This window comes from Streptomyces sp. L2 (genome assembly GCF_004124325.1).
Taxonomy (GTDB): Bacteria; Actinomycetota; Actinomycetes; order Streptomycetales; family Streptomycetaceae; genus Streptomyces.
In genome coordinates this window covers 4666288-4687809 of sequence record NZ_QBDT01000001.1, presented here as the reverse complement: position 1 = coordinate 4687809, position 21522 = coordinate 4666288, and the positions used below count along the sequence as shown (strand labels likewise).

The 21522-nt window shown below is 68.8% G+C and carries 19 protein-coding genes and 1 pseudogene; 8 read left to right on the top strand and 12 right to left on the bottom strand.

Annotated features, from left to right (window positions below):
- Position 1: 1 nt before the first annotated feature.
- The 5 genes from rsmA to rsmI form a co-directional block, all read right to left on the bottom strand.
- Positions 2–874, bottom strand: a complete 873-nt coding sequence (gene rsmA, locus DBP14_RS20970) for a 16S rRNA (adenine(1518)-N(6)/adenine(1519)-N(6))-dimethyltransferase RsmA (protein WP_129308696.1) — start codon at positions 872–874, stop codon at positions 2–4.
- Between the two features lie 281 nt (positions 875–1155).
- Positions 1156–2550 (bottom strand): resuscitation-promoting factor, encoded by a 1395-nt coding sequence (locus DBP14_RS20965; protein WP_129308695.1) that lies wholly within the window; start codon positions 2548–2550, stop codon positions 1156–1158.
- Positions 2551–2677: 127 nt separating this feature from the next.
- Positions 2678–3622, bottom strand: a complete 945-nt coding sequence (locus DBP14_RS20960; RefSeq protein WP_129308694.1) for a TatD family hydrolase — start codon at positions 3620–3622, stop codon at positions 2678–2680.
- A 43-nt stretch (positions 3623–3665) separates the two neighbouring features.
- Entirely contained in the window at positions 3666–4103 is a 438-nt protein-coding gene (locus DBP14_RS20955; protein WP_129308693.1) for a hypothetical protein, read from the bottom strand.
- 365 nt (positions 4104–4468) lie between these two features.
- Positions 4469–5311 carry a 16S rRNA (cytidine(1402)-2'-O)-methyltransferase gene (rsmI, locus tag DBP14_RS20950; protein WP_129308692.1) on the bottom strand — a complete coding sequence of 281 codons (843 nt, stop codon included), beginning with the start codon at positions 5309–5311 and terminating at the stop codon, positions 4469–4471.
- Positions 5312–5417: 106 nt separating this feature from the next.
- Here rsmI and DBP14_RS20945 point away from each other — a divergent pair, with 106 nt between their 5' ends.
- Positions 5418–7178: a phospholipid carrier-dependent glycosyltransferase gene (locus DBP14_RS20945; protein ID WP_129308691.1), complete on the top strand. Its 1761-nt coding sequence runs from the start codon at positions 5418–5420 to the stop codon at positions 7176–7178.
- 475 nt (positions 7179–7653) lie between these two features.
- On the opposite strand, the gene DBP14_RS20940 is transcribed toward DBP14_RS20945, so the two are convergent.
- Genes DBP14_RS20940 through DBP14_RS20930 form a run of 3 tightly spaced genes read right to left on the bottom strand, consistent with a single transcriptional unit; the run spans position 7654 to position 10621 of the window.
- Positions 7654–8826, bottom strand: a complete 1173-nt coding sequence (locus DBP14_RS20940) for a methyltransferase (RefSeq protein ID WP_241740994.1) — start codon at positions 8824–8826, stop codon at positions 7654–7656.
- Positions 8827–9561 carry a class I SAM-dependent methyltransferase gene (locus tag DBP14_RS20935; RefSeq protein ID WP_164992379.1) on the bottom strand — a complete coding sequence of 245 codons (735 nt, stop codon included), beginning with the start codon at positions 9559–9561 and terminating at the stop codon, positions 8827–8829.
- A 19-nt stretch (positions 9562–9580) separates the two neighbouring features.
- A complete protein-coding gene (locus DBP14_RS20930; RefSeq protein WP_164992378.1) occupies positions 9581–10621 on the bottom strand; it encodes a 3-oxoacyl-[acyl-carrier-protein] synthase III C-terminal domain-containing protein in 1041 nt (346 codons plus the stop codon).
- 523 nt (positions 10622–11144) lie between these two features.
- Between DBP14_RS20930 and DBP14_RS36950 the strand changes: the two are divergent.
- Positions 11145–11553, top strand: a pseudogene (locus tag DBP14_RS36950) (site-specific integrase); the annotation flags it as partial.
- On the opposite strand, the gene DBP14_RS20915 reads toward DBP14_RS36950, so the two are convergent.
- Positions 11511–12035 (bottom strand): UTRA domain-containing protein, encoded by a 525-nt coding sequence (locus DBP14_RS20915; RefSeq protein ID WP_241740993.1) that lies wholly within the window; start codon positions 12033–12035, stop codon positions 11511–11513. The pseudogene DBP14_RS36950 and the gene DBP14_RS20915 sit on opposite strands and share 43 nt — an antisense overlap.
- Before the next feature lie 732 nt (positions 12036–12767).
- Between DBP14_RS20915 and DBP14_RS20905 the strand changes: the two genes are divergently transcribed.
- Both DBP14_RS20905 and DBP14_RS20900 read left to right on the top strand, forming a co-directional pair.
- Positions 12768–14084, top strand: coding sequence for a right-handed parallel beta-helix repeat-containing protein (locus DBP14_RS20905; RefSeq protein WP_129308687.1), 1317 nt, complete (start codon positions 12768–12770; stop codon positions 14082–14084).
- A gap of 589 nt (positions 14085–14673) precedes the next feature.
- Positions 14674–16341 carry a penicillin-binding transpeptidase domain-containing protein gene (locus DBP14_RS20900; RefSeq protein WP_129308686.1) on the top strand — a complete coding sequence of 556 codons (1668 nt, stop codon included), beginning with the start codon at positions 14674–14676 and terminating at the stop codon, positions 16339–16341.
- Between the two features lie 52 nt (positions 16342–16393).
- On the opposite strand, the gene DBP14_RS20895 is transcribed toward DBP14_RS20900, so the two are convergent.
- The gene (locus tag DBP14_RS20895; protein WP_129308685.1) at positions 16394–16732 is read right to left on the bottom strand and encodes an SsgA family sporulation/cell division regulator; all 339 of its coding nucleotides are present in this window, start codon (positions 16730–16732) and stop codon (positions 16394–16396) included.
- 149 nt (positions 16733–16881) lie between these two features.
- Here DBP14_RS20895 and DBP14_RS20890 point away from each other — a divergent pair, with 149 nt between their 5' ends.
- The 4 genes from DBP14_RS20890 to DBP14_RS20875 all read left to right on the top strand — a co-directional run bounded on the left by DBP14_RS20890 (position 16882) and on the right by DBP14_RS20875 (position 20676).
- Positions 16882–17931: an energy-coupling factor ABC transporter permease gene (locus DBP14_RS20890; protein ID WP_129308684.1), complete on the top strand. Its 1050-nt coding sequence runs from the start codon at positions 16882–16884 to the stop codon at positions 17929–17931.
- Position 17932: 1 nt separating this feature from the next.
- Positions 17933–18694, top strand: a complete 762-nt coding sequence (cbiQ, locus tag DBP14_RS20885) for a cobalt ECF transporter T component CbiQ (RefSeq protein WP_129308683.1) — start codon at positions 17933–17935, stop codon at positions 18692–18694.
- Positions 18682–19440 (top strand): ABC transporter ATP-binding protein, encoded by a 759-nt coding sequence (locus DBP14_RS20880; protein WP_129308682.1) that lies wholly within the window; start codon positions 18682–18684, stop codon positions 19438–19440. The genes cbiQ and DBP14_RS20880 overlap by 13 nt, the downstream gene beginning before the upstream one ends.
- Positions 19441–19515: 75 nt before the next feature.
- On the top strand, positions 19516–20676 hold the full coding sequence (locus DBP14_RS20875; RefSeq protein ID WP_129311991.1) for a serine hydrolase domain-containing protein: 1161 nt from the start codon (positions 19516–19518) through the stop codon (positions 20674–20676).
- 40 nt (positions 20677–20716) lie between these two features.
- Here DBP14_RS20875 and DBP14_RS20870 read toward each other — a convergent pair whose 3' ends face one another.
- Positions 20717–20992 (bottom strand): DUF1876 domain-containing protein, encoded by a 276-nt coding sequence (locus DBP14_RS20870; RefSeq protein WP_129308681.1) that lies wholly within the window; start codon positions 20990–20992, stop codon positions 20717–20719.
- An 87-nt stretch (positions 20993–21079) separates the two neighbouring features.
- Complete coding sequence (locus DBP14_RS20865; RefSeq protein ID WP_129308680.1) at positions 21080–21505, bottom strand: PPOX class F420-dependent oxidoreductase; 426 nt, start codon at positions 21503–21505, stop codon at positions 21080–21082.
- Between the last annotated feature and the right edge of the window lie 17 nt (positions 21506–21522).

The following is a 21522-nucleotide window of genomic DNA, read 5'->3' as shown; positions in this document are numbered from 1 at the left end:
CTCACTGGGCTGCGGGCTCCTTGTGCTCGGCGATGCGCGCGAACTCCTCGACGGTCAGCGACTCGCCGCGCGCCTGCGGGGAGACGCCGGCGGCGACCAGGGCCGCCTCCGCGGCGGCGGCGGAACCGGCCCAGCCGGCGAGGGCGGCGCGCAGGGTCTTGCGGCGCTGCGCGAAGGCCGCGTCGACGACCGCGAACACCTCGCGCTTCGAGGCGGTCGTCTTGACCGGCTCGGTCCGCCGGACCAGGGAGACGAGGCCGCTGTCTACGTTCGGGGCGGGCCAGAAGACGTTGCGGCCGATGGCGCCGGCGCGCTTCACGTCGGCGTACCAGTTGGCCTTCACGGAGGGCACGCCGTACACCTTGTTGCCGGGGGCGGCGGCGAGGCGGTCGGCGACCTCGGACTGCACCATGACGAGGGTGCGCTCGATGCTGGGGAAGGTGTCGAGCATGTGCAGCAGTACGGGGACGGCGACGTTGTAGGGCAGGTTCGCGACGAGTGCGGTCGGCGGGGGGCCGGGGAGCTCGGTGACGTGCATGGCGTCGGAGTGGACGAGGGCGAACCGGTCGGCGCGGGTGGGCATGCGGGCGGTGATGGTGGCGGGGAGGGCGGCGGCGAGTACGTCGTCGATCTCGACCGCGGTGACCCGGTCGGCGGTGTCCAGCAGGGCGAGGGTGAGGGAGCCGAGGCCCGGGCCGACCTCCACGACGACGTCGCCGGGGCGGACTTCCGCGGTGCGGACGATACGGCGGACCGTGTTGGCGTCGATCACGAAGTTCTGGCCGCGTTGCTTGGTGGGGCGGACGCCGAGGGCGGCGGCGAGTTCGCGGATGTCGGCGGGGCCGAGGAGGGGGTCGGTCTGCGGGCTGCTCACCCGACAAGGGTACGGGGGTGTACTCACCGGTGCCGCCAAGGTCCCGCGCACTGCAGCGGGCGGGGGAAGGCCACCCTCACCGGCGCTGCCCGGGTGCCCTGCGCTGCAGCGGGCCGGGGGAGGTCCACGCTCACCGGCGCTAACGGGGTGCCGCTGCGCCCACCCGTGCCGCCCTTAGCGGCACGCATGCCCGCAGCTAGTGCGTACGTGCCCCGTCAGGGGCGCGGGGAACTGCGCGACGAGCCACAGCGGGTCCGCGGGCTGGGGACGGGCGGCGGGTGCTAGCCGTGGAGGCGGGGGCCGCAGTGGGGCCAAGGGGTGGTGCCTCGGCGGATGTACAGCTTTTTGGCGCGGTAGGTCTGTTCCGAGGGGGACGCGTCCTGGGGGCGTCCCGTGCCGCCGAGGCTGTGCCAGGTGTGGGCGTCGAACTGGTAGAGCCCGCCGTACGTCCCGGACGGGTCGACCGCGTGCGGTCGGCCTCCCGACTCGCACGCGGCGAGCCCGTGCCAGTCGAGGTGGTCCGCGCCGTGCACGGACGGCGGCAGCGGCTTGGTGCCCACCTTGACGATCTGCCGCCGCGGCTTGCGCACGACCTCCTCCCCCTCCTGCCGCGGTTTCTCCCGCACCCCGTTGACCGTGCGGACCAGATAGGTGACCCGGCGCAGCCCCGGCCGGCCCGGCCGTTCGACGACCTCCGTGCCCTTGAACAGCGTCGAGTCCTCCACCCGTTCCACGGCGAACGGGATCTGCTCCTCGCGGACCTCCCGGTGCCCCCGCACCCGCAGCACGGTCACCGTCTGCCCGTCGCGCGGGAAGCTGTCGAGCGGCACGGAGGTGGTGTCCTGGCCGTGCAGGGTGACCCCCGCCTCCTCGACGGCCCGGCGGACGGTCGCCGCGTTGGTGCGGACGGTGCGGGTGCGGCCGTCGGCCATGACGTTGACGGCCCGCTCGGTGCGCACGTCCAGCGCGAGCCCGGCGCGCCCGATCGGCTGGGACCGCGAGGTCGACACGTACGCGCCCTCCGCCCGCACCCCCAGTTGTCTGAGCGCCCCGTCGACGGTGTGCGCCGTCGTCCAGACCTCGCGCCGCTCGCCGTCCAGGGTGAGCCGGACCGGACGGCCGTAGCGCACCGCGACCTCGTCGCCGCTGGCGAGGTCCGTGCCGCCGGTGGGGGCGACCATGTCGTGCGCGCCGACGTCCACGCCCTGCTCGGCGAGGAGTTCGGAGACGTCGTCGGCGAAGGTGTGCAGGGTGCGCGTGTGGCCGTCGACGTTCAGCTCGACCGCCTTGTCCTTGGCGACGAACGCGGTGGTGCCGCCGGCGAGGAAGGCGACGACCAGGGCCTGCGGCAGCAGCCGGCGCACAGCGGACGGGCCGCCGGACTCCGGACGCTCGGCGCCGTGCGTCCCGCGCCGGCGCGCGGCGCGCCCGCCGGTCCCCGCGGGCGCCTCGTGCTGCGAGATCATCACCAGGGGTTCCGTCACGGCCTCGGCCGACTGCCTCGGCACCGGCAGCGCCGGCTCGGTGACGAAGTACGCCTGGGCCTCGTAGGCGGGCCGGTAGGTGTCCTCGTACAGCCCGTACGGCAGGGTCTCCGCGGTGTGCACGGAGGTGTCCTGGCCGTACGGGCCGTACGCCTCGTACGCCTCGTGGGTCTCGTACTGCGACTTGCTCACGCCGACACGCTCCAGGGGGATCCTCAGGGGTCTGGATCGGGCCCCCAGAACCTAGCGGAGCGGGCGTCACTCTCCAAAGCGACGCGGCTACGGACAGTTGTCCTGGTGAACGTGCGCCCAGTACCGCTCAGTACCCGAACGCGCGAGCGGTGTTCGCGCCCAGCGCCGTCGCCAGGGTGTCCTCGTCGACGCCCCGTACGGCGGCCATCGCGCGCACGGTGACCGGCACGAGGTAGGGCGCGTTCGGCCGGCCGCGGTAGGGCGCCGGGGTGAGGAAGGGCGCGTCGGTCTCCACCAGGACCAGCTCCAGCGGGGCGACGGCGAGGGCGTCCCGGAGGTTCTGGGCGTTCTTGAAGGTGACGTTGCCGGCGAAGGACATGAAGTAGCCCTCGCGGGCGCAGATCGCGGCCATGTCGGCGTCGCCGGAGTAGCAGTGGAAGACGGTGCGCTCGGGGGCGCCCTCCTCCTTCAGCACGCGCAGCACGTCGGCGTGGGCGTCCCGGTCGTGGATCACGAGGGCCTTGCCGTGCCGCTTGGCGATCTCGATGTGGGCGCGGAAGGACCGCTCCTGCGCCTCCATGCCCTCGGGCCCGGTGCGGAAGTGGTCCAGTCCCGTCTCGCCGACGGCCTTGACGTGAGCGAGCGCGGCCAGCCGGTCGATCTCGGCGAGCGCCTCGTCCAGCGCGGCCTCGCCCCCGCCGTCCCGCGCGCCCTGCCGCGACCAGCCTCCCCCAGCCCTGGGGGGCTGGGAGGTGCCCCCAGGGTCCCCGTGGACGATGCGCGGGGCCTCGTTGGGGTGCAGGGCGACGGCCGCGTGGACGTGTCCGTACGCGGCCGCGGTCTCGGCGGCCCAGCGTGAGCCCTTGAGGTCGCAGCCGACCTGGACGACGGTCGTCACCCCCACCGACGCCGCCTTCGCCAGCGCCTCGGCCACCGTGCCGGACTGCATGTCGAGGTGGGTGTGCGAGTCGGCGACGGGCACCCTGAGGGGCGCCGGCGCGGGAGGAGCGGCGTTCTTGTCGGTCCTGTCGTTCTTGCCGCCGCCGGTGGCGTCCTGGCTGTTCGAAGGCATGCCCCGATCCTACGAAAGGGGCATGCCCCGGCCTCCGGCCCGGTCAGCCGGCCTTGCGGTGGTGGAAGAGGTGCAGCAGGTCGGACAGGTGCCAGTGGTGCTGCTCGCCGTCCCGCGCCCTGCGGGACTCGGGCGCCTCCCGCAGCCGGGTCCCCTCCGGCTTCTCCGGGAGCACGGGCTCCGGCACGTGGTGCTGGTACTGCTCCTCGGCGCTGCGCACGGAGGAGACACGGCCCGGCCGCATGATCCGCACCTCGTGGCCGTCACAGTTCTGGCACGTGGGCCGGGTCAGCGGCGAGGGCACGACCCTTCCGTCGGCCACGTAGGTGACGTACTGGTGGCCGTCGACGTCGGTGTGGTGCTCAATCGCGTACGACTGCTCCCAGCCGTGCCCGCACCGCATGCAGGCGAACGAGTACGACTCGTGTACGACGGCTGTGGCCGTGCCGCTCAGGCCGGTCTGCCCTGCGATCTCACTCATGCCAGCTGCTCCTCTTGTCCGCTGGACAAGCACCCCCGGCGAGGGTTCCCCCGGAACCCGAGGGGGCGAGGGACGGGTGCGCCCCTACGACAAGTGGACGCCTCAACCAGCGCGAATGCATCCGCCCTGTCGAGTATTGGAGGCGATTTGGACGTTCCTTGCCCCGAGCCCCCCATCCAGGGGACCCGATCTTTGCCTACAGCACGGGCAATTTTACTCCGCTTTGCCCCACAGAGCGGCCTGGCAGGGGGCCCCCGCAGGAGCGCCCCGAAGGGGCGCGGGGCTGTGTCGATATGCGGCTCCGCCGCGTGGGCGCGACCAGCCACAACGCACCAGCACCGAACAACGCACCGCACCCGCGAAACTCAAGCCCGTTTCGAAGAAACAACCGCGTCAAAAACCACCCTCTTGGGCACCCCCACCTCCACAGCGACAGCGGCGATCGCCTCCTTGCGCCGCTCCCCCGCCTCCTCCCGCACCCGCACCCTCCGCACCATCTCCTCCGCGTCGATCTCCTCGGGCCCGGAGTCCGGCGCGCCCTCGACGACCACGGTGATCTCCCCCCGCACCCCCTCCGCGGCCCACGCCGCCAGCTCGGCGAGCGGACCGCGCCGTACCTCCTCGTACGTCTTGGTCAGCTCGCGGCAGACGGCGGCCCGCCGCTCCGCGCCGAAGACCTCGGTCATCGCGGCGAGGGTGGCGTCCAACCGGTGCGGGGACTCGAAGTACACGAGGGTGCGCCGCTCGGCGGCCACCTCGCGGAGCCGGGACAGCCGCTCGCCGGTCTTGCGCGGCAGGAACCCCTCGAAGCAGAAGCGGTCGACGGGCAGCCCGGACAGCGCGAGCGCGGTGAGCACGGCGGACGGGCCGGGTACGGCGGTGACCCGGACGTCCTGCTCCACGGCGGCGGCGACCAGCCGGTACCCGGGGTCGGAGACGGACGGCATCCCGGCGTCGGTGACCAGGAGCACGCGGGCCCCGCCGAGCAGTTCCCCGACGAGTTCGGGGGTGCGGGCGGACTCGTTGCCCTCGAAGTAGGACACCACCCGGCCCTTGGGGGTCACGCCCAGCGCCTGGGTGAGCCGGCGCAGCCGCCGGGTGTCCTCGGCGGCGACGACGTCGGCGGCCGCCAGCTCCTCGGCGAGCCGGGGCGGCGCGTCCGCGACGTCGCCGATGGGGGTACCTGCCAGGACAAGGGTTCCAGTCACGCCCCCCATACTCCCAGGGCCCCGGGGACCGGGGGAAAACGACCGGCATGCCGACGGGTAGGGCCATGCGCGGGACTCACACAGAAGGGTTCCCTACGATGGCGCGGTGACCAGTACCGCGTCCTCCACGGACCTCCGGCAGGGCCAGGCACCGCACGACGAGCGGCCGTCGTGGCAGCAGCGGCTGCGCCGGTTCGGCTACCGGCCGGCCACGCCCCACGGCACGGTGCCGGGGGGCGACGTACGCGATCAGCTGGTGCCGCCGTACGCGCGGCCCGGTGCGCGCCTGTGGCAGGCCCTCGGGGTGCCGCCGGTGCTCGCGGACCGGCTCACGCGCTGGTCGGGGTGGGGCGGGCCGCTGCTGGTGACACTGATGGCGGGCCTGATGCGGTTCTGGAACCTGGGCAGCCCACGGGCGGTCATATTCGACGAGACGTACTACGCGAAGGACGCGTGGGCGCTGGTGCACCGGGGCTTCCCGGTGAACTGGGACGGCAAGAACGTCAACGACCTGGTGCTGCAGACGCACGGGCACCTGGCGATTCCCACGGACGCGTCGTACGTGGTGCATCCGCCGGTCGGCAAGTACGTCATCGGGATCGGTGAGCTGATCTTCGGGTTCAACCCGTTCGGCTGGCGGTTCATGACGGCGCTGCTGGGGACGCTCAGCGTGCTGCTGCTGTGCCGGATCGGGCGGCGGATGTTCCGTTCGACGTTCCTCGGCTGTCTGGCGGGCGCGCTGATGGCGGTGGACGGGCTGCACTTCGTGATGAGCCGGACGTCGCTGCTCGACGGTGTGCTGATGTTCTTCGTGGTGGCCGCGTTCGGCTGTCTGGTCATCGACCGGGACAAGGCGCGGGAGAGACTGGCCGCCGCGCTGCCGGTGCAGGGGGACGGGCGGGTCCGGCCGGACGCGGACGTCGCCGACACCTTCCGGTTCGGGTGGCGGCCGTGGCGCTGGGCGGCGGGGCTGATGCTGGGCCTGGCGTGCGGCACGAAGTGGAACGGCCTGTACATCCTGGCCGCGTTCTGTGTGATGGCGGTGCTGTGGGACGTCGGTGCCCGCAAGGTGGCGGGTGCCCGGCAGCCGTACGCCGCCGTGCTGAAGTACGACACGGGGCTGGCGTTCCTGGCGACGGTGCCGGTGGCGATCGCGGTGTACCTGCTGTCGTGGATCGGCTGGATCCTCTCCCCGGCGGACGGCACCGGTGGCTACTTCCGGGACTGGGCGGCGACCGCCGGCAAGGGCGGCCGCTGGACGGTCCTGCCGGACTGGCTGCGCAGTCTGTGGCACTACGAGCACCAGGTGTACGAGTTCCACATCGGGCTGACCCAGCCGCACACGTACCAGTCCAATCCGTGGAGCTGGATCGTGCTGGGCCGCCCGGTGTCGTACTTCTACGAGTCCCCCTCCCCCGGTACGGACGGCTGCCCGTCGGACGCCGGGGAGAAGTGCGCGCGGGAGGTGCTGGCCATCGGCACGCCGGTGCTGTGGTGGCTGGCCTGCATCGCGATCGTGTACGTGCTGTGGCGCTGGGCGTTCCGCCGGGACTGGCGGGCCGGGGCCATCGCGTGCGGCATCGCGGCCGGCTACCTGCCGTGGTTCATGTACCAGGAGCGGACGATCTTCCTGTTCTACGCGGTCGTCTTCGTGCCGTTCCTGTGCCTGGCGGTGGCGATGCTGCTCGGGGCGGTCATCGGCCCGCCGGGTTCGAGCGACACCCGCCGGGTCGTCGGCGCGTCGGCGGCGGGCGTGCTGGTCCTGCTGATCGCCTGGAACTTCGTCTACTTCTGGCCGCTGTACACGGGAACGGCCATCCCGATCGACCAGTGGCGGTCGCGGATGTGGCTGGATACGTGGGTCTAGCTGGGCAGACACACCATGAGGGCGCGGCAGACAGCCGTGCCCTCATGGTCGTTGTTGGTCATTAGTGGCTGTCATTGGCCCCCTCGGACGGCCCGGGGACGGCCCCGCGCTGGGCCTCGGCAGACTTACAGCGGGCTTGCTCCGCACAGCCTGAGCAGGCACTTCCCTCTTTGTTGAGCCATCCGGGGGACACATGAGGGAAGCGGCGCCCTTGACCTCCGGAGGCAACGCTGCTCGGGCCTCCTCAGGGGACATATGTTCGGTATGCACCGCGGCACCAGCAAGGGAACCGACCTGGTACCTATCCCCCTTCTTGAGCAGGTCCCATGCGCACCACCAACGGACACGCGATCACGACGGCTCCCAGAGCGACTCTCTGCTGGGCACTGGCCGTGGCCTGCCAGACTCAGACCCCGCCCTATGTAGGCGCCGTCGCTGTTCTACGGCCTGGACCACGACGGGTTCAGTCGGGTGCCTAGCGGCTCTTCTTAGTGGCACAGATGATGCTGTGGATGGGGATGGTGTCCGGTGTCAGTGTGGCCGGGTCTTGAGTGATTGTATTTGTGATATCGAAGCCGCTTTCCTTCAGCCATGTTGTGTAGGTGGTGAGCTTTTGGGGCCCGCCCTGAGCCATCGTGCAGCCGAGAAAGTAGGCTGGGAAGAAGTCCGCGACGGCGTCTGCGATGGTGTCTTCGGGGTAGGTCAGTGACAAGGCGATCACCTTTCCGCCGACGTCGAGACTTTCGAAGACGTTGTCTAGGATTCGGCGGGCGGAGTCCCTGTCCCACATATCGAGGAAGTGCTTGATCATGATGATGTCGAAGCCGCGTGGAACCTCGGCGAAGGCATCGCCGCCGATGAAGGAGCAGTGCTCCTCCACTCCGTGAGTGCGGAAGTTTTCCAGCGTCTCGGCTTCTTTCTCCGGGAGGTCGAAGCATGTGACATGGAGGTTCTTTCCCGGGTGATGTTGATGGGCGAGAAGCGCGCCTTGACCGGTGTTGCCCGCAAGGTCGAGGACCTTTGCGTTCTCGGGGAGATCGAGCTGATTGAAGAACCAGGGGTCGATGAACGCGCTGACTTGCGACATGGTCTTCGCCCATGCGACATGAAGGTCCGGTAGGGCTTCACCGGCCGCGTAGAAGTTGCCCGTGACACCGTAGAGTTGCTCAAGCCCGACGATCTTCCCTGTCCTGACGCTGTCGGTGAGGTAGTAGAGCTGGCGCAGGCACACTTCCTTAACTACGGACATCCATGGAAGAACACGGTCGAGCTCGGCTTCCGAGAGGCGGCCGAGGCCCTCCAGGGCGTAGGTGCCGGTCTTCTCGTTGTAGGAGAGGAATCCGTCCTTGACTGGTAGTTGCATTAGCTGTTCCACATTGTGCGCGGTGGTGCCGGTGGCGTCCGCGATCTGTTGTGCGGTCAGTCCGGCGGGGTGGAACCTAGTCAGGTTCGTGATGATTCCGAGTTCGAAGCAACTCATCAGGTTCATGAACCTGGTGGGCCCGAGGATGTAGTCACGAAAGGTGCCGAGGACAGCACTGCTGGTGTGGGTCACGATGCGTACCTTTCTGGTCGTCCCGCCGGGGACGTAGCGCGGTTCGATCCCTCGGGCGGAAACTCGCTCCGGCTCCCCGACACGCTGGGTCATTCAGGCGAGTTCAGCTTCAGCGATCCATATGGGGACGCGGAGGAATCCCTCGGCAGTGAAGTCGAGGTCATCGACCGCCAGCGGCACGTTGATAGCAGCAGCGACGCGCTGGAGAGCGGTACGGGTGTAGGTGGAATCGTAGATACTGTTCGTAAGGTCGACTAGGTTCCATCCCGTGGCATTAAGGTCGTCTGTTAGCTCATCACGGCTGATACGAAACGGCCCTGGAAGGCCGGGCATGCTGTCCGGACGGAAGCAAGCCACGAAGAGACGAGCGTCATCAAGAGCGTGTTGAGTGAGGCTGGCGAGATAGACGCGGCGTTGTTTGGAGGGCAGGCAATGGTAAAGAGCGGAGTCGATGAGCGTGCGATAGGCAGTGGGGAGGGTCAGAGCGGTGGCATCAGAGTAGATGAAGTGGGGCTGGGGGTGCCCAGTTCCAAGCTGGCTGGCACGCTCACGAGCTTGGGCCAGAGCTGCCGCAGAGAAGTCGAAGCCGGTGACGGGCAGGCCATGTTCAGCTAGATAGGCAGCATGCACACCAGAGCCGCACCCCGCATCCAGAACGGGAGCGTTGATGCGACCCGCTTTATACAGAGCGATCAGGAAGTTCTGGGGGCGACCAATCTCCCAGGGGGCTCCCTTGACGTCGAGGCCATCGAGAGTTCCGCCATTGTAGAGAGTTTCGTAGTCGGATCGGGCAAGGTCGTACTGAAAGTTTCCATGCAATGTGGCCATGATGGCCCTCCCAAATCGATCAGGAACTGCCGGTGAGAAGAGCGGCCCACAGGACGGCGCCGGGGCCGAAAGAAACGGCAATGCCATATTCGCCGTGCGCAAGGGGGCGTTCGCTGCGGATGCGGCGGAGGACCATGAGGGCACCGACGCTAATGGTGTTGCCGTGTTCGGCCATTTCGTCACGGGCAGCCTGGGTGGACAGATCGTCGAAGCCGAGGGTCTCGGCGACGCGGTCGATGATTCGGCGGCCGCCGGGGTGAAGGGCCCACCAGGTGATGTCGGAGCGTGTGAGATGGTTCCGGGTCAGCAGGGGGTCGATTAGCGCATCGACATGGGTGGCCAGGAATTCAGGTATGTCGTGGGGGATACGAACGTGGAGGCCTCTGTCGGTGGGGGCGATAACGAGATCGTTGTCTCCCAGCGGTGCTATGTGGGACGCGACGTCGAGGATCTTCTGGCCGGCTGTTGTGCCAGTGGGGGTGAGGACGACAGCAGCCGCACCGTCGCCGAAGAGAGCGTGGACGACTGCCTGCTCTTTGTCGTACGGGGGTGGCTGGAGGTGAGGGGACATGACCTCGGCGCATACCGCGACAGCGGGGCGTTGGTGCCGCTCGACCCAGGTACGGGCGATATCAAGAGTAGGGAGGGCCCCATAGCAGCCCATGGGGCCGAGCGTGTAAAGAGTGGTGTCGGAACGCACGCCGAGCCGGAGGGCGATCTCGCTGAGCCCCTTGACGTGATAGGCGGATGACGTGTTGGCAATCACGGCACCAACATCACGCGAGCCAAGGCCGCACGCCTGCAGGGCGTTGCGGGCGGCCTCGAATCCGTAAGTCAGACAGATGTCCATGGCCGACTTCATCCGACGCGTGTTGGTCCAAGTGCGAGGATCGTTCGCGAGCGGATTGATAGCGAAGGCTTTCGTCGTGATAGCCGAGGCTTGAATGGTCTCAGCGACGATTTCACCTCCAGTATCGTTCTCAGTTAGTTTCGCAATGTCAGTCAGGGGGAGTAGCTCCGGATAGGCGCCTTCAATGGCAGTGATCGTGGCGGTGGCCATCCACCCTCCTAGCGACATGGTTTTCAGAGTTATCCGGCTACGACAGCTCATCAGAATATGGCAGCATCTTGATGAGCCGTCAGTCAGAATTGATATGAATTGTCGAGCCATGGACGGCACAAGACCCTCTAGCAGGAGTTTCTACCGCTGCTCCCTGAGTAGACTTGCGAATCCACCGTAACGGCCACGAGATACCTGAGTGCCACCGGTCCGAACATCGACGATTCAGCCCATCACTGGTACTCATTCGCTGCCTATGCAATGAACCACAGCCAGGCGCTAGCTCCCCAGGGCTGAACAACCCGACCGCAGGCAGGCACTTATCAACCACTGAAACCAGTGCCTACCTGGAGTAAACCTCCTCGCTCCGCGCCCGCATATAGCCGCAGATCGGCAATCGCGGGCACATGGTACAAAGTTGTGCGCTTGTGAATAGTTGCACGGGTCGATCCCACCGGGCAGGACGCAAACGCTGGTCACAGCGCTGGAAGGCCGCCCTCGGCGCCTTCGACGGACGATTGTCCGCCGGGCATGCCTCAGCGACGTCTTGGGGCTCGCGGTCGAACGGCGCTACTTCAGCGTTCCAGTCAACCCACTGTCCACCGTGAAGTGGTCCGCGCCGAAGTCGACCGAGGAGGTTGACCCGGCGAGCGTCGCCAACCCTCGTCAGGTGCGGGCTCTGCTTGAGGGCGTGCGGGGGGCAAGGCGAGCGCGGTGCACACCTTGAGGCGTTCTTCGGGTGCCTGTACTACGCCGCTATGCGCCCCGCCGAAGCGGTTGGATTGACCGCTTCGCAGTGCCACTTGCCAAGGAGGGGGTGGGGCAAGCTCACCCTTCGCGGCGGGATCGTCCACGCCGACCGTGACTGGACGGGCGATGGTCAGGCCCATCAAGACCGCCACCTCAAAGCGCGAGCACAGCGGGACTCGCGTGTGAGGGGAGGGCCAGCTGGAGAAGGTGACGGGTTCGAGTCTTCCGCTGCCTTTGCCACCTGGAGCCTGAGGTAAGCGCCCCGCCGGCCTGCTGGAGCACGGGCGGGAACGGTGACCTCAACCGCACGACCGGTCTTCGTGTAACCGGTGTGCGTGATCTGAAGCAGTTGGCTGCCGACCTCGACCCCGAACGCCTCTGCTTCGACCGAGGTTGCCGGGTACTGCGTGATCTCTTCAATTGCTTCGGTCTGCTCGAACCCCGCGTCGCGCATCCGGCTGATGATGCCGCCGAGACCAGGGTCGGGGTTCTCGACCCCGGCGGCCTCCGCCACGTCCACAGGGACGTACGAGTCGGCGAGCTGCACCAGGCGCTCACCGTCGTACATGTGCCGGGCGCGGATGACGGTCTGGTCGGAGGTCGTGATGTCGAGAAGCTCAGCGACGTAGGCGGGTGCGGTGTCGCGACGGATCGCCGTTTCCACGCGCGGGGTGCCCCCGAGTCGCTTGATCTCGGTCTCAAAGGCGCCACGGCTTTCGCCGGCCTCCCGCCGAGCGGTGCGGTAGCGCTCCGGGGTTCACGCTCCGGACCTGCACGCACCTCATGCCGAGCGGTGAAGGGCGCACCCGAAAGGCCGTCGACAGCCTCTATCTGGCGTCGAATCCTCAAGATCACGGCCCAGAGACGGCCCAAGCCGCCTGATCCGGCCCCGGCCAGAGGTTAACGCCCTGGTCGGGGCGCTACAGGGCCGGATCACGCAGACTTCGTCTACTTCTGGCCGCTGTACACGGGAACGGCCATCCCGATCGACCAGTGGCGGTCGCGGATGTGGCTGGATACGTGGGTCTAGCTGGGCTGATGCCGTCAGAGCGGGGGTAGGACCCCCTCACCCCATGAGGTCGTCGTTGGCCCCCATCGGACGGCCCGAAGACGGCCCCCGAGGTGCCCTCCAGCCTCTACCAGTGTGATCGCGCACAGGATCCGCTCGACGACGCTCTTGACCCGTCCGGGTGAAAGATGGGTCCCGTTTGAGAGACTGACGTCATACGGTCGACAGAAAAGCAGTCTTTCTTAACGTCCGATTGCGTTGCGCGTGAAGTCCGTCTTTGCTGCGTTGTGGGATAGTTTGCCTGACATCGGGTCGGCTTGACTTGCTCACTTATTCCGGTATAGCAGCCACTCTACGCGCTACTGCTGAACGAGAGAAGGAAGACGCATGTGTCGACAGCTTGGTCGATTACTGGCTCTCATACTCATAGCCTGCGGCCTCAACGGGTTTGGCGGAATATCGCCAGCAGCCGCAGCCAAAGGGGCGGAGCGCACCGCGATCACCATGCCGGCAGGGCCTCCCAAGCAGCTCACTGTGCGCAAGGGGAAGGTCGTCAAAACCGGTATAGAGGTCGAGAACGTCCGGGACTGTGGTGCCGTCGGTGACGGCACCACCGATGACACCAACGCCTTCAAGTGCGCTATCGCGCAGTCGACCGCCCGGAGGGCCCCGGTCTACGTCCCGTATGGAACCTACAAGATCACCGACACCCTGACACTGACAAAGCAGCTGATGTTCGGGCAGCCCAACGGAAGCTACACCTCCGACTGGGATTCGCTACCGACCATCCTCGCGACAAACCCCTCACGCAGCGCGATCAGCCTCCTAGAAGGTGGCGCAGTGAGCGGCCTGGTATTCGACTACGTACAGGACGAAGGCTCCGCCACACCCACACAGTACGCCACAACCATCCTCCTCAACGGGGTGGGAACCCGAGTGAGCGACGTGAAGATCGCGCACGCTTGGATCGGAATCCAATCGGCTGCCGACAACACGGGGCGCGCGGTGATCCAGGACGTGTTCATCTCGGCGGTCGCCAAGCTGGGCATGCGTATCGATACCGGATGGGATGTAACGACGATCTCAAATGTGGAAGTCTGGACGCCTAACAACCTTTACAAAGGGTCATTTTTACAGAATGGCGGCGTCGGCATCGCGCTCAACCACCTCGACGCGTTCCACATGAGCGGTGCTTTCATCTTTGGTGCGGATTGGGGGGTTCTCCTGTCAGGGACCGACCAGGGCCGTACCTGGGGGACGATCGACGGCCTCACCACGGACTTCTGCAATCTCGGCATCGTCAGCCAAGACAAGACCCTGGTTACCCTTACGAACACGACCAACCAGAGCCTCATCACCGCTCTCTGGATCGACGGAGACAGTTGGATCAACGTGTCAGGCGGTCACTTCCGCTCGAACGTCGGATCGGCAGTCGACATCCACAGCGCTTACTATGTGACGATTTCAGGGTCCGAAATTCAGGTGCGGAACAGCGGAATCGGACTCCATGTCAACGGCGGCGCCAAGGTGACCATCACGGGTAACGACATCTCATCTCCCACAATCGGCGCACAGCTCGACGGAAACGGTGTAATCTTGTTCTCAAGCAACACCGTCGTATCGGGGAGCGGTCATCAGAATGCCTTCATAAATCACGCCACCAACCAATCTAACCAAATCTTCGGGAACGTTATATTTCCCTAACATGCACTAGGCAAGGGAATGAGTTCAGCCTGGGTGAGTAGGACACGCTCACCCAGGCGGAATGTTCGCCTTCGCCTGGCCGCTGCACTCGGATATTCGGACCCCTATTCTCCGGGCGCTCGCGGATATGGCTTCAGGTACAGGTTTGGCTGGACAGAATACCTCACCAGACGGCGCAACTATCGAGTCCGGTAATTTGATAGCGGGCCCATTAGATCCGCAGTCAGAGGGTGGGCCGTTCCCCTCCGCTCGGGCCACTCTATCCAGCCCCGGCGAGCACGTTCGCCTAGGACCTGTCTGATCCCCGTTGATCACCTGCCGGTGATCCCGCCACGGACGCCCACGCCCGTCAACACCCGGCACGGTCGCGGATGTGGCTGGATACGTGGGTGTAGGGGGTGTCCCCGCGACGCGCTCGGGCCGGGCCACGCCGTCCGGCGTACTGAGCGCGGGTTCTGATTGTCGCAAGCGTGCTACGGACCGCCGGCTGACGTCACCCAGGAGGGCAGGGACCTTAGGGTGAGGGCCGTCGTTGGGGTGTGTGTGAAGGTGGCGGGGGGCCTGGGGAAGGTGCGGAGGAACTGAGGCTGTGGGCAAGAGAAGGCGCGTCGCCGAGCGACGGACGAACAGACCCGCCGTACTCGGCGCAATGACCGCCGTGGTCGCGGTGGGCGCCGGGCTCGGCGCCTACCTGCTGTACGACGGCGGGGCCGCGGCCGACGCGCGGACGGCGACCACGGCCGGTCACCGGGCCGTGAAGACCGGCCCGTTGACGGCCTCCGAGATCCGCACGGCCTCCACCCGCTTCCTCACCGCCTGGCAGCAGGGCAAGGCCGCCGACGCGGCCGCCGCCACCGACGACACCGCCGCCGCCCAGGCCCTGCTCACCGGCTATACCAAGGACGCCCACATCAAGGACGTCACCGTCACCGCGAAGCCCGCGGCCGGCGCGAAGGTGCCGTTCTCCGTCCGGGCGACGGTGTCGTACCAGGGGCACAGCAAGCCGCTGGCGTACGGCAGTTCCCTCACCGTGGTGCGGCGCGCGAGCGACGGCAGGCCGCTGGTCGACTGGCACGCCTCCGTCGTCCACCCCGAGCTGAAGGACGGCGACACGCTCGTCACCGGCGAGTCCGGCACCCCGCCGGTCAAGGCGCTGGACCGGCACGGCGGGGAGCTGACGGCGGCCAAGTACCCGTCGCTGGGCACGGTCCTGGACGGGCTGCGGGAGAAGTACGGCAAGAAGGCCGGCGGCAAGGCGGGCGTGGAGCTGCGCGTGGTGCGCGGCAAGGCGTCGAAGGCGGCCAAGCTGTCCGACAAGACGCTGGTGGAGCTGAGCAAGGGCACGCCGGGCACCGTGCAGACGACGCTCAGCCCGGTCTACCAGGCGGCGGCCGAGCAGCAGGTGGCGAAGCAGGACCGCTCGTCGGTGGTCGTGGTGCGCCCGTCGACCGGGGAGATCCTGGCCGTCGCGAACCACGGCCACGGTTTCAACGTCGGCTTCCAGGGCTCCCTGGCGCCCGGCTCCACGATGAAGATCGTGACGTCGACGATGCTGTTCGAGAAGGGGCTGGTCACGCCGGAGGCCGAGCACCCCTGCCCCAAGACGTACAAGCTGGCCGGCTGGACGTTCCACAACGACGCGGACTCCGAGATCAAGCACGGCTCGTTCAAGCTGAGCTTTGGGGCGTCCTGCAACAACGCGTTCATCGACTTCGCGCCGAAGCTGTCGAACAGCGACCTGACGAAGGAGGCGCAGCAGGTCTACGGCCTCGGGATGAACAACTGGTCCATCGGGGTGCCGTCCTTCGACGGCTCGGTGCCGGTGCAGAGCGGGGCGCAGATGGGTGCCTCGCTGATCGGGCAGGGCGGGGTGCGGATGAACCCGCTGAACATGGCGTCGGTGTCGGCGACGGTGGCGTCGGGTGTCTTCCACCAGCCGTACCTGGTGTCGCCGGACGTGGACCACCGCACGCTGGCGAAGGCCGCGCGCACGATGTCGGCGAAGACGCAGAGCCAGTTGAAGGAGGTCATGCGGTACACGGCGGCGTACGGCACGGCGGCGAAGCCGATGGCGGGCCTCGGCCCGGACTCCGGTGCGAAGACGGGGTCGGCGGAGGTCGACGGGCAGAAGAAGCCGAACGGCTGGTTCACGGCCTACCGGGGTGATCTCGCCGCCGCCGGTGTGGTGCAGGCGGGCGGTCACGGCGGCGACACGGCCGGTCCGATGGTGGCGGCGCTGCTCAAGATGGGCGGCTGAGCGGAGCCCGGCCGGTGGCGGCTGAACCACGCCCCGGCCCGCGAGCGCTCGGTCAGGTGTGCACGGGTTCGGCGGTGTAGGTCCGGCGGAGGAATCTGATCAGGGCCTTCGACTCGAACTGCACGACCTCGACACCGTCGTCCGAATGGAATTCGAGGACGGCCTGGACGCGTCCGCACGGCCAGACCCGCACGTCCCCGCTGGCGGCCGGGGCCCGCAGCCCCCGTTCGAGCAGGGTGCGTGAGAAGGTCCACTCGTGCGGACCGGGCAGGCCGACCCGGACCGAGCGTGGATCGCTGTCTGGGTCGTACCGGAGCACCACCGGTACGGTTCCCGGGTCCTCCTCGTCCGTGACGATATGGGCGCGCGCGTACTGTTCGACTACCGACATCGGACCGCCCTCTCACGCTGTGTGACCGATGCGAAAGCTGTGCATCCGCTTCCCATCCAATGTCCCATATTCCGCGGCTCATGCCTCCGCGAGCGGTGAGACTCCCTCTCTCTTGCAAAGCATTCGCAACAAGGCCCTAAAATCGTCGGGTGCATGTACCTGACGGATTCATCGACGCCCCCACGTCCGCGGTCACCGGAGTGGTCGCCGCCGGCGCCCTCGCGGTGAGCCTGCGCGGCGCCCGGCGGGAACTCGACGAGCGCACGGCCCCGCTGGCCGGGCTCGTGGCCGCGTTCATCTTCGCCGTCCAGATGCTCAACTTCCCGGTCGCCGCAGGCACGAGCGGCCATCTGCTCGGCGGGGCGCTGGCCGCGATCCTCGTCGGCCCGTACACCGGTGTGCTGTGCGTGTCGGTGGTGCTGCTCATGCAGGGGGTGCTGTTCGCCGACGGCGGGCTGACCGCGCTCGGCGTGAACATCACCGACATGGCGCTCGTCACCACCGTGGTGTCGTACGCCGTCTTCCGCGCGCTCCTCGCGGTGCTGCCCCGGGGCCGGCGGTCGGTGACTGTCGCCTCCTTCGTCGCCGCGCTGGTGTCGGTGCCGGCCGCCGCCGTCGCCTTCACCCTCATCTACGCGGTCGGCGGCACCACCGACGTCTCCCTCGGCAAGGTGGCGACCGCGATGATCGGCGTCCACGTGCTGATCGGCATCGGCGAGGCCGTGATCACCGCGCTCACGGTGGGCGCCGTCATCGCCGTACGGCCAGACCTGGTGCACGGCGCGCGCGGGCTGCACCAGCGGCTCAAGCTGCGGGTGAACGGCGAGCTGGTGGACGCGCCCGCCGACCCGGCGACCGGCACCGCGCCCGTCGCCGCCCGCACCTCGCGGCGCCGGCTGTGGGCGGCGGGCCTGCTCACCTCCCTGCTGCTCGCCGGATTCGTCAGCTTCTACGCCTCCGCCAACCCGGACGGGCTGGAGAAGGTCGCCCACGACAAGGGCATCGACCAGAAGGAGCGGGCGCACGCCTCCGAGGACTCCCCCCTGGCCGGCTACGGCGTGAAGGACATCGCCGACGCCCGGCTGTCCGGCGGCCTCGCGGGCGTGATCGGCGTCGGCGTCACGGTCGTCGCGGGCAGCACGGTGTTCTGGGCGGTCTCCCGCCGGCGCCGGACCGGCGAACCCGCCGAGGCCGCCTGAGGTGGGGGCCGGACACGCGCACCGGCTGTACCGGCGCGGGCACTCGCCCGTGCACGGTCTGCCGCCGCACACCAAACTGGCCGCCGTGTTCGTCTTCGTGGTCGTCGTGGTGTCGACGCCACGCGAGGCGATGTGGGCGTTCGCCCTGTACGCCGTCCTGCTCGCCGGCGTCGCCCGGCTCTCGCGCGTGCCCGCTGCCTTCCTGCTCAAGCGGCTGCTGATCGAGATCCCGTTCGTGGCGTTCGCCGTCCTCATGCCGTTCGTCGCCGAGGGCGACCGGGTGCACGTGCTGGGGCTGTCCCTGAGTGTCAACGGACTGTGGGGCGCCTGGAACGTGCTCGCCAAGGGCACCCTGGGGGTCGCCGCGTCCGTGCTGCTGGCCGCCACCACCGAACTGCGCGAACTGCTGCTGGGACTCCAGCGGCTGAAGCTCCCCCCGCTGCTCGTGCAGATCGCCTCCTTCATGATCCGCTACGGCGACGTCATCACCGACGAGATGCGCCGGATGCGGATCGCCCGCGAGTCCCGGGGCTTCGAGGCGCGCGGCGTCCGCCACTGGGGGGTGCTGGCGAAGTCGGCCGGCGCCCTGTTCATCCGCTCCTACGAACGCGGGGAACGGGTGCACCTGGCCATGGTGAGCCGGGGCTACGCCGGTTCGATGCCCGTGATCGACGAGGTGACCGCGTCCCGGGCGCAGTGGTCGTACGCCCTCGCCCTGCCCGCCGCCGCCCTCGTCGTCTGCCTGCTGGGATGGATGCTGTGACCGCTTCGCTGGAGGTCTCCGGCCTCGCCTTCGCCTACCCCGACGGGCATCAGGCCCTGTTCGGCGTGGACTTCAGAATCGAGCGCGGCGAACGGGTCGCGCTGCTCGGCCCGAACGGCGCCGGGAAGACGACCCTGGTACTGCACCTCAACGGCATCCTGGGCGGCGGCGCCGGGACGGTGACGGTGGCCGGGCTGCCCGTCGGCAAGCGGCACATGGCCGAGATCCGGCAGAAGGTCGGCATCGTCTTCCAGGACCCCGACGACCAGCTGTTCATGCCGACGGTCCGTGAGGACGTGGCGTTCGGCCCGGCGGCGGCCGGGATCAAGGGGGCCGCGCTGGAGGAGCGCGTCCGGCACGCCCTGGAGCTGGTCGGCATGGCGGACTTCGCCGACCGGCCCCCGCACCACCTGTCCTTCGGGCAGCGCCGCCGGGTCGCCGTCGCCACGGTCCTCGCGATGGAGCCGGAGATCCTGGTCCTGGACGAGCCCTCCTCCAACCTGGACCCGGCCTCCCGGCGGGAACTGGCCGACATCCTGCGCTCCCTCGACGTCACCGTCCTCATGGTCACGCACGACCTGCCGTACGCCCTGGAGCTGTGCCCGCGCGCGCTGGTCCTCAGCGAGGGCGTCATCGCCGCCGACGGGCCCACGGGCGGGCTGCTGTCCGACGCGGAGCTGATGCGGGCCCACCGACTGGAGCTGCCGTTCGGCTTCGATCCGACGTCCGTCATCATGGGGGCCTGAGGAATCGCAGGCTTCTGCCCGGTGTTGCACACACTGTCGCAGGCGCATGGAGGGGCAGTGGACGTGGACGCAGACGTGGCCGTGCGCGGCACGGTGGCCGAGGGCTTCGAGCCGGTCGCGGAGGCGTTCGCCGCGAACTTCACGCTCCTCGGCGAGCGGGGCGCCGCCGTCGCCGTGTACCGGGACGGGCACCGGGTCGTCGACCTGTGGGCGGGCACCCGGGACGTCGACGGTCCGGCCCCCTGGGAGCGCGGCACCGCGCAGATCGTCCGCTCCGCGACCAAGGGCGTCGCCGCCGCCGTACTCCTGCTGCTGCACCAGCGCGGCGAGCTGGACCTGGACGCCCCGGTGGGCGCCTACTGGCCCGAGTACAAGGCGGCCGGCAAGGAGCACACCCTCGTACGGCACCTGCTCGCGCACCGCGCCGGCATACCCGCGCTGGACCGGCCGCTGACCCCGGCGGAGGCCGCCGACCCGGACCTCGCGGCAGCCGCCGTGGCCGCTCAGGCCCCGTTCTGGGAGCCGGGCACGGACCACGGCTACCACGCCCACACCTACGGCTGGCTCACCGGCGAACTGGTCCGCCGGATCACCGGGCGGGACATGGGCGAGTGGATCGCGGCGGAGATCGCCGGGCCGCTCGGCGCGGACCTCTGGCTCGGCCTGCCGGAGTCGGAGCAGGCACACGTGGGCCGCGTCGGTCCCCTGGAAGGCCCGGAGGCGGCCGGAGCCCTGAGGACGCGCCCCAAGCGGGCGGTCTCCGAGGCCTACGCCGACCCCGGCTCCCTCACCCGCCGCGCGTTCGCCGCGATCACCCCGGCGCCCGACGAGAACGCGCCCGCGCACCGCGCCGCCGTCCTGCCCGCCTCCAACGGCATCGCCACCGCCGACGGCCTGGCCCGCGTCTACGCCTCCCTCATCGGCGAAGTGGACGGCGGAGCGCGCCTCTTCACCCCGGACACGGTGGACCTCGCCCGCGCGGAGCAGTCCGCCGGGCCGGACCGGGTCCTGGTCGTGGGGACCCGCTTCGGCCTCGGCTACATGCTGCACGGCAGCGCGTCCCCGCTGCTCTCCCCGGGCTCCTTCGGGCACCCCGGCCGGGGCGGCGCCCTCGGGTTCGCCGACCCGGAGAGCGGCATCGCGTTCGGCTACGTCACCAACGGGTTCCGCAAGAGCGTGACGGCGGACCCGCGCGCGCAGGCACTGGTGCGGGCGGTGCGCGGGGTACTGCCCTGACCTTCGCGAGGTCTGACGTATCAGACGAGAGTCGGACGTGTCAGACGTGGATCGGGTGCGAGGTCCGCCCGGAATCCGCGTCGATCTCGTCGTGGGCCTTGGTGAGCAATCGCATGGCCAGCTCGTTGAGGGCGCGGGCGCCCGCGATCTCCTCACCGACCCGGGGCTGGTTGGCGTCCACGCTGTGCCGGGTGGCACGGCCGTGCGCGCGGACCTCGGTGCCGTCGCCCAGGCGCACCATCGCGACCGCGCGCGTGTGCCCGGCATCCTCCTCGAACTCCAGCTCGATGTGCCATCCCACAGCGGTGTGCATCATGACGAACACCTCCGGAAATCCCTGGAATCCCTCGGTTCCAGGGTGCTCCCAGGCACGGCGGACGTCACGTCGAGGAGGACACGCCCCTCACGTCGACGAGCCGGCGCCCCGGTCCTTGAACTCGCCCCAGCCGTGCCAGCGCTCCACGTCCACCCAGGCACTGACCCGGGGCCGTTTCCGCTGCGGATACGGCTCGCCGGTGTAATGCCGGGAGAGCCGGTCGATGTCGGCGAGATCCGAGTCGTCGTAGATCTCACCGACCCGCCCGATCAGGGTGACGTGGTGGTACCAGCTGTCCCCGGAGAGCACCGTCAGCGTGACGCGCGGATCCCGCCGCAGATGCTTCAGCCGCACCCGCCCGGCGTCCAGGTTGACCAGCACCCGCCCGTCCTCCCACAGGTACCAGGTGGCGGTGGACACGGGCGCCCCGTCGGAGCGGACGGTGGCCATCACACAGGGGTTGGCCCGGCCCAGCATGGCGACGGCCTCGGCAGGCAGCGGCGGTTTGGACAAAGTACTTCTCCTCTACG

Coding starts and splice junctions, on each gene's coding strand:
- DBP14_RS20935 (WP_164992379.1), bottom strand. CDS start 9,561: ATGGCCACATTGCATGGAAACTTTCAGTACGACCTTGCCCGATCCGAC.
- DBP14_RS20930 (WP_164992378.1), bottom strand. CDS start 10,621: ATGGCCACCGCCACGATCACTGCCATTGAAGGCGCCTATCCGGAGCTA.
- DBP14_RS20960 (WP_129308694.1), bottom strand. CDS start 3,622: ATGCCTTCGAACAGCCAGGACGCCACCGGCGGCGGCAAGAACGACAGG.
- DBP14_RS20940 (WP_241740994.1), bottom strand. CDS start 8,826: ATGACCCAGCGTGTCGGGGAGCCGGAGCGAGTTTCCGCCCGAGGGATC.
- DBP14_RS20880 (WP_129308682.1), top strand. CDS start 18,682: ATGGATGCTGTGACCGCTTCGCTGGAGGTCTCCGGCCTCGCCTTCGCC.
- DBP14_RS20870 (WP_129308681.1), bottom strand. CDS start 20,992: ATGATGCACACCGCTGTGGGATGGCACATCGAGCTGGAGTTCGAGGAG.
- DBP14_RS20955 (WP_129308693.1), bottom strand. CDS start 4,103: ATGAGTGAGATCGCAGGGCAGACCGGCCTGAGCGGCACGGCCACAGCC.
- DBP14_RS20895 (WP_129308685.1), bottom strand. CDS start 16,732: ATGTCGGTAGTCGAACAGTACGCGCGCGCCCATATCGTCACGGACGAG.
- DBP14_RS20905 (WP_129308687.1), top strand. CDS start 12,768: ATGTGTCGACAGCTTGGTCGATTACTGGCTCTCATACTCATAGCCTGC.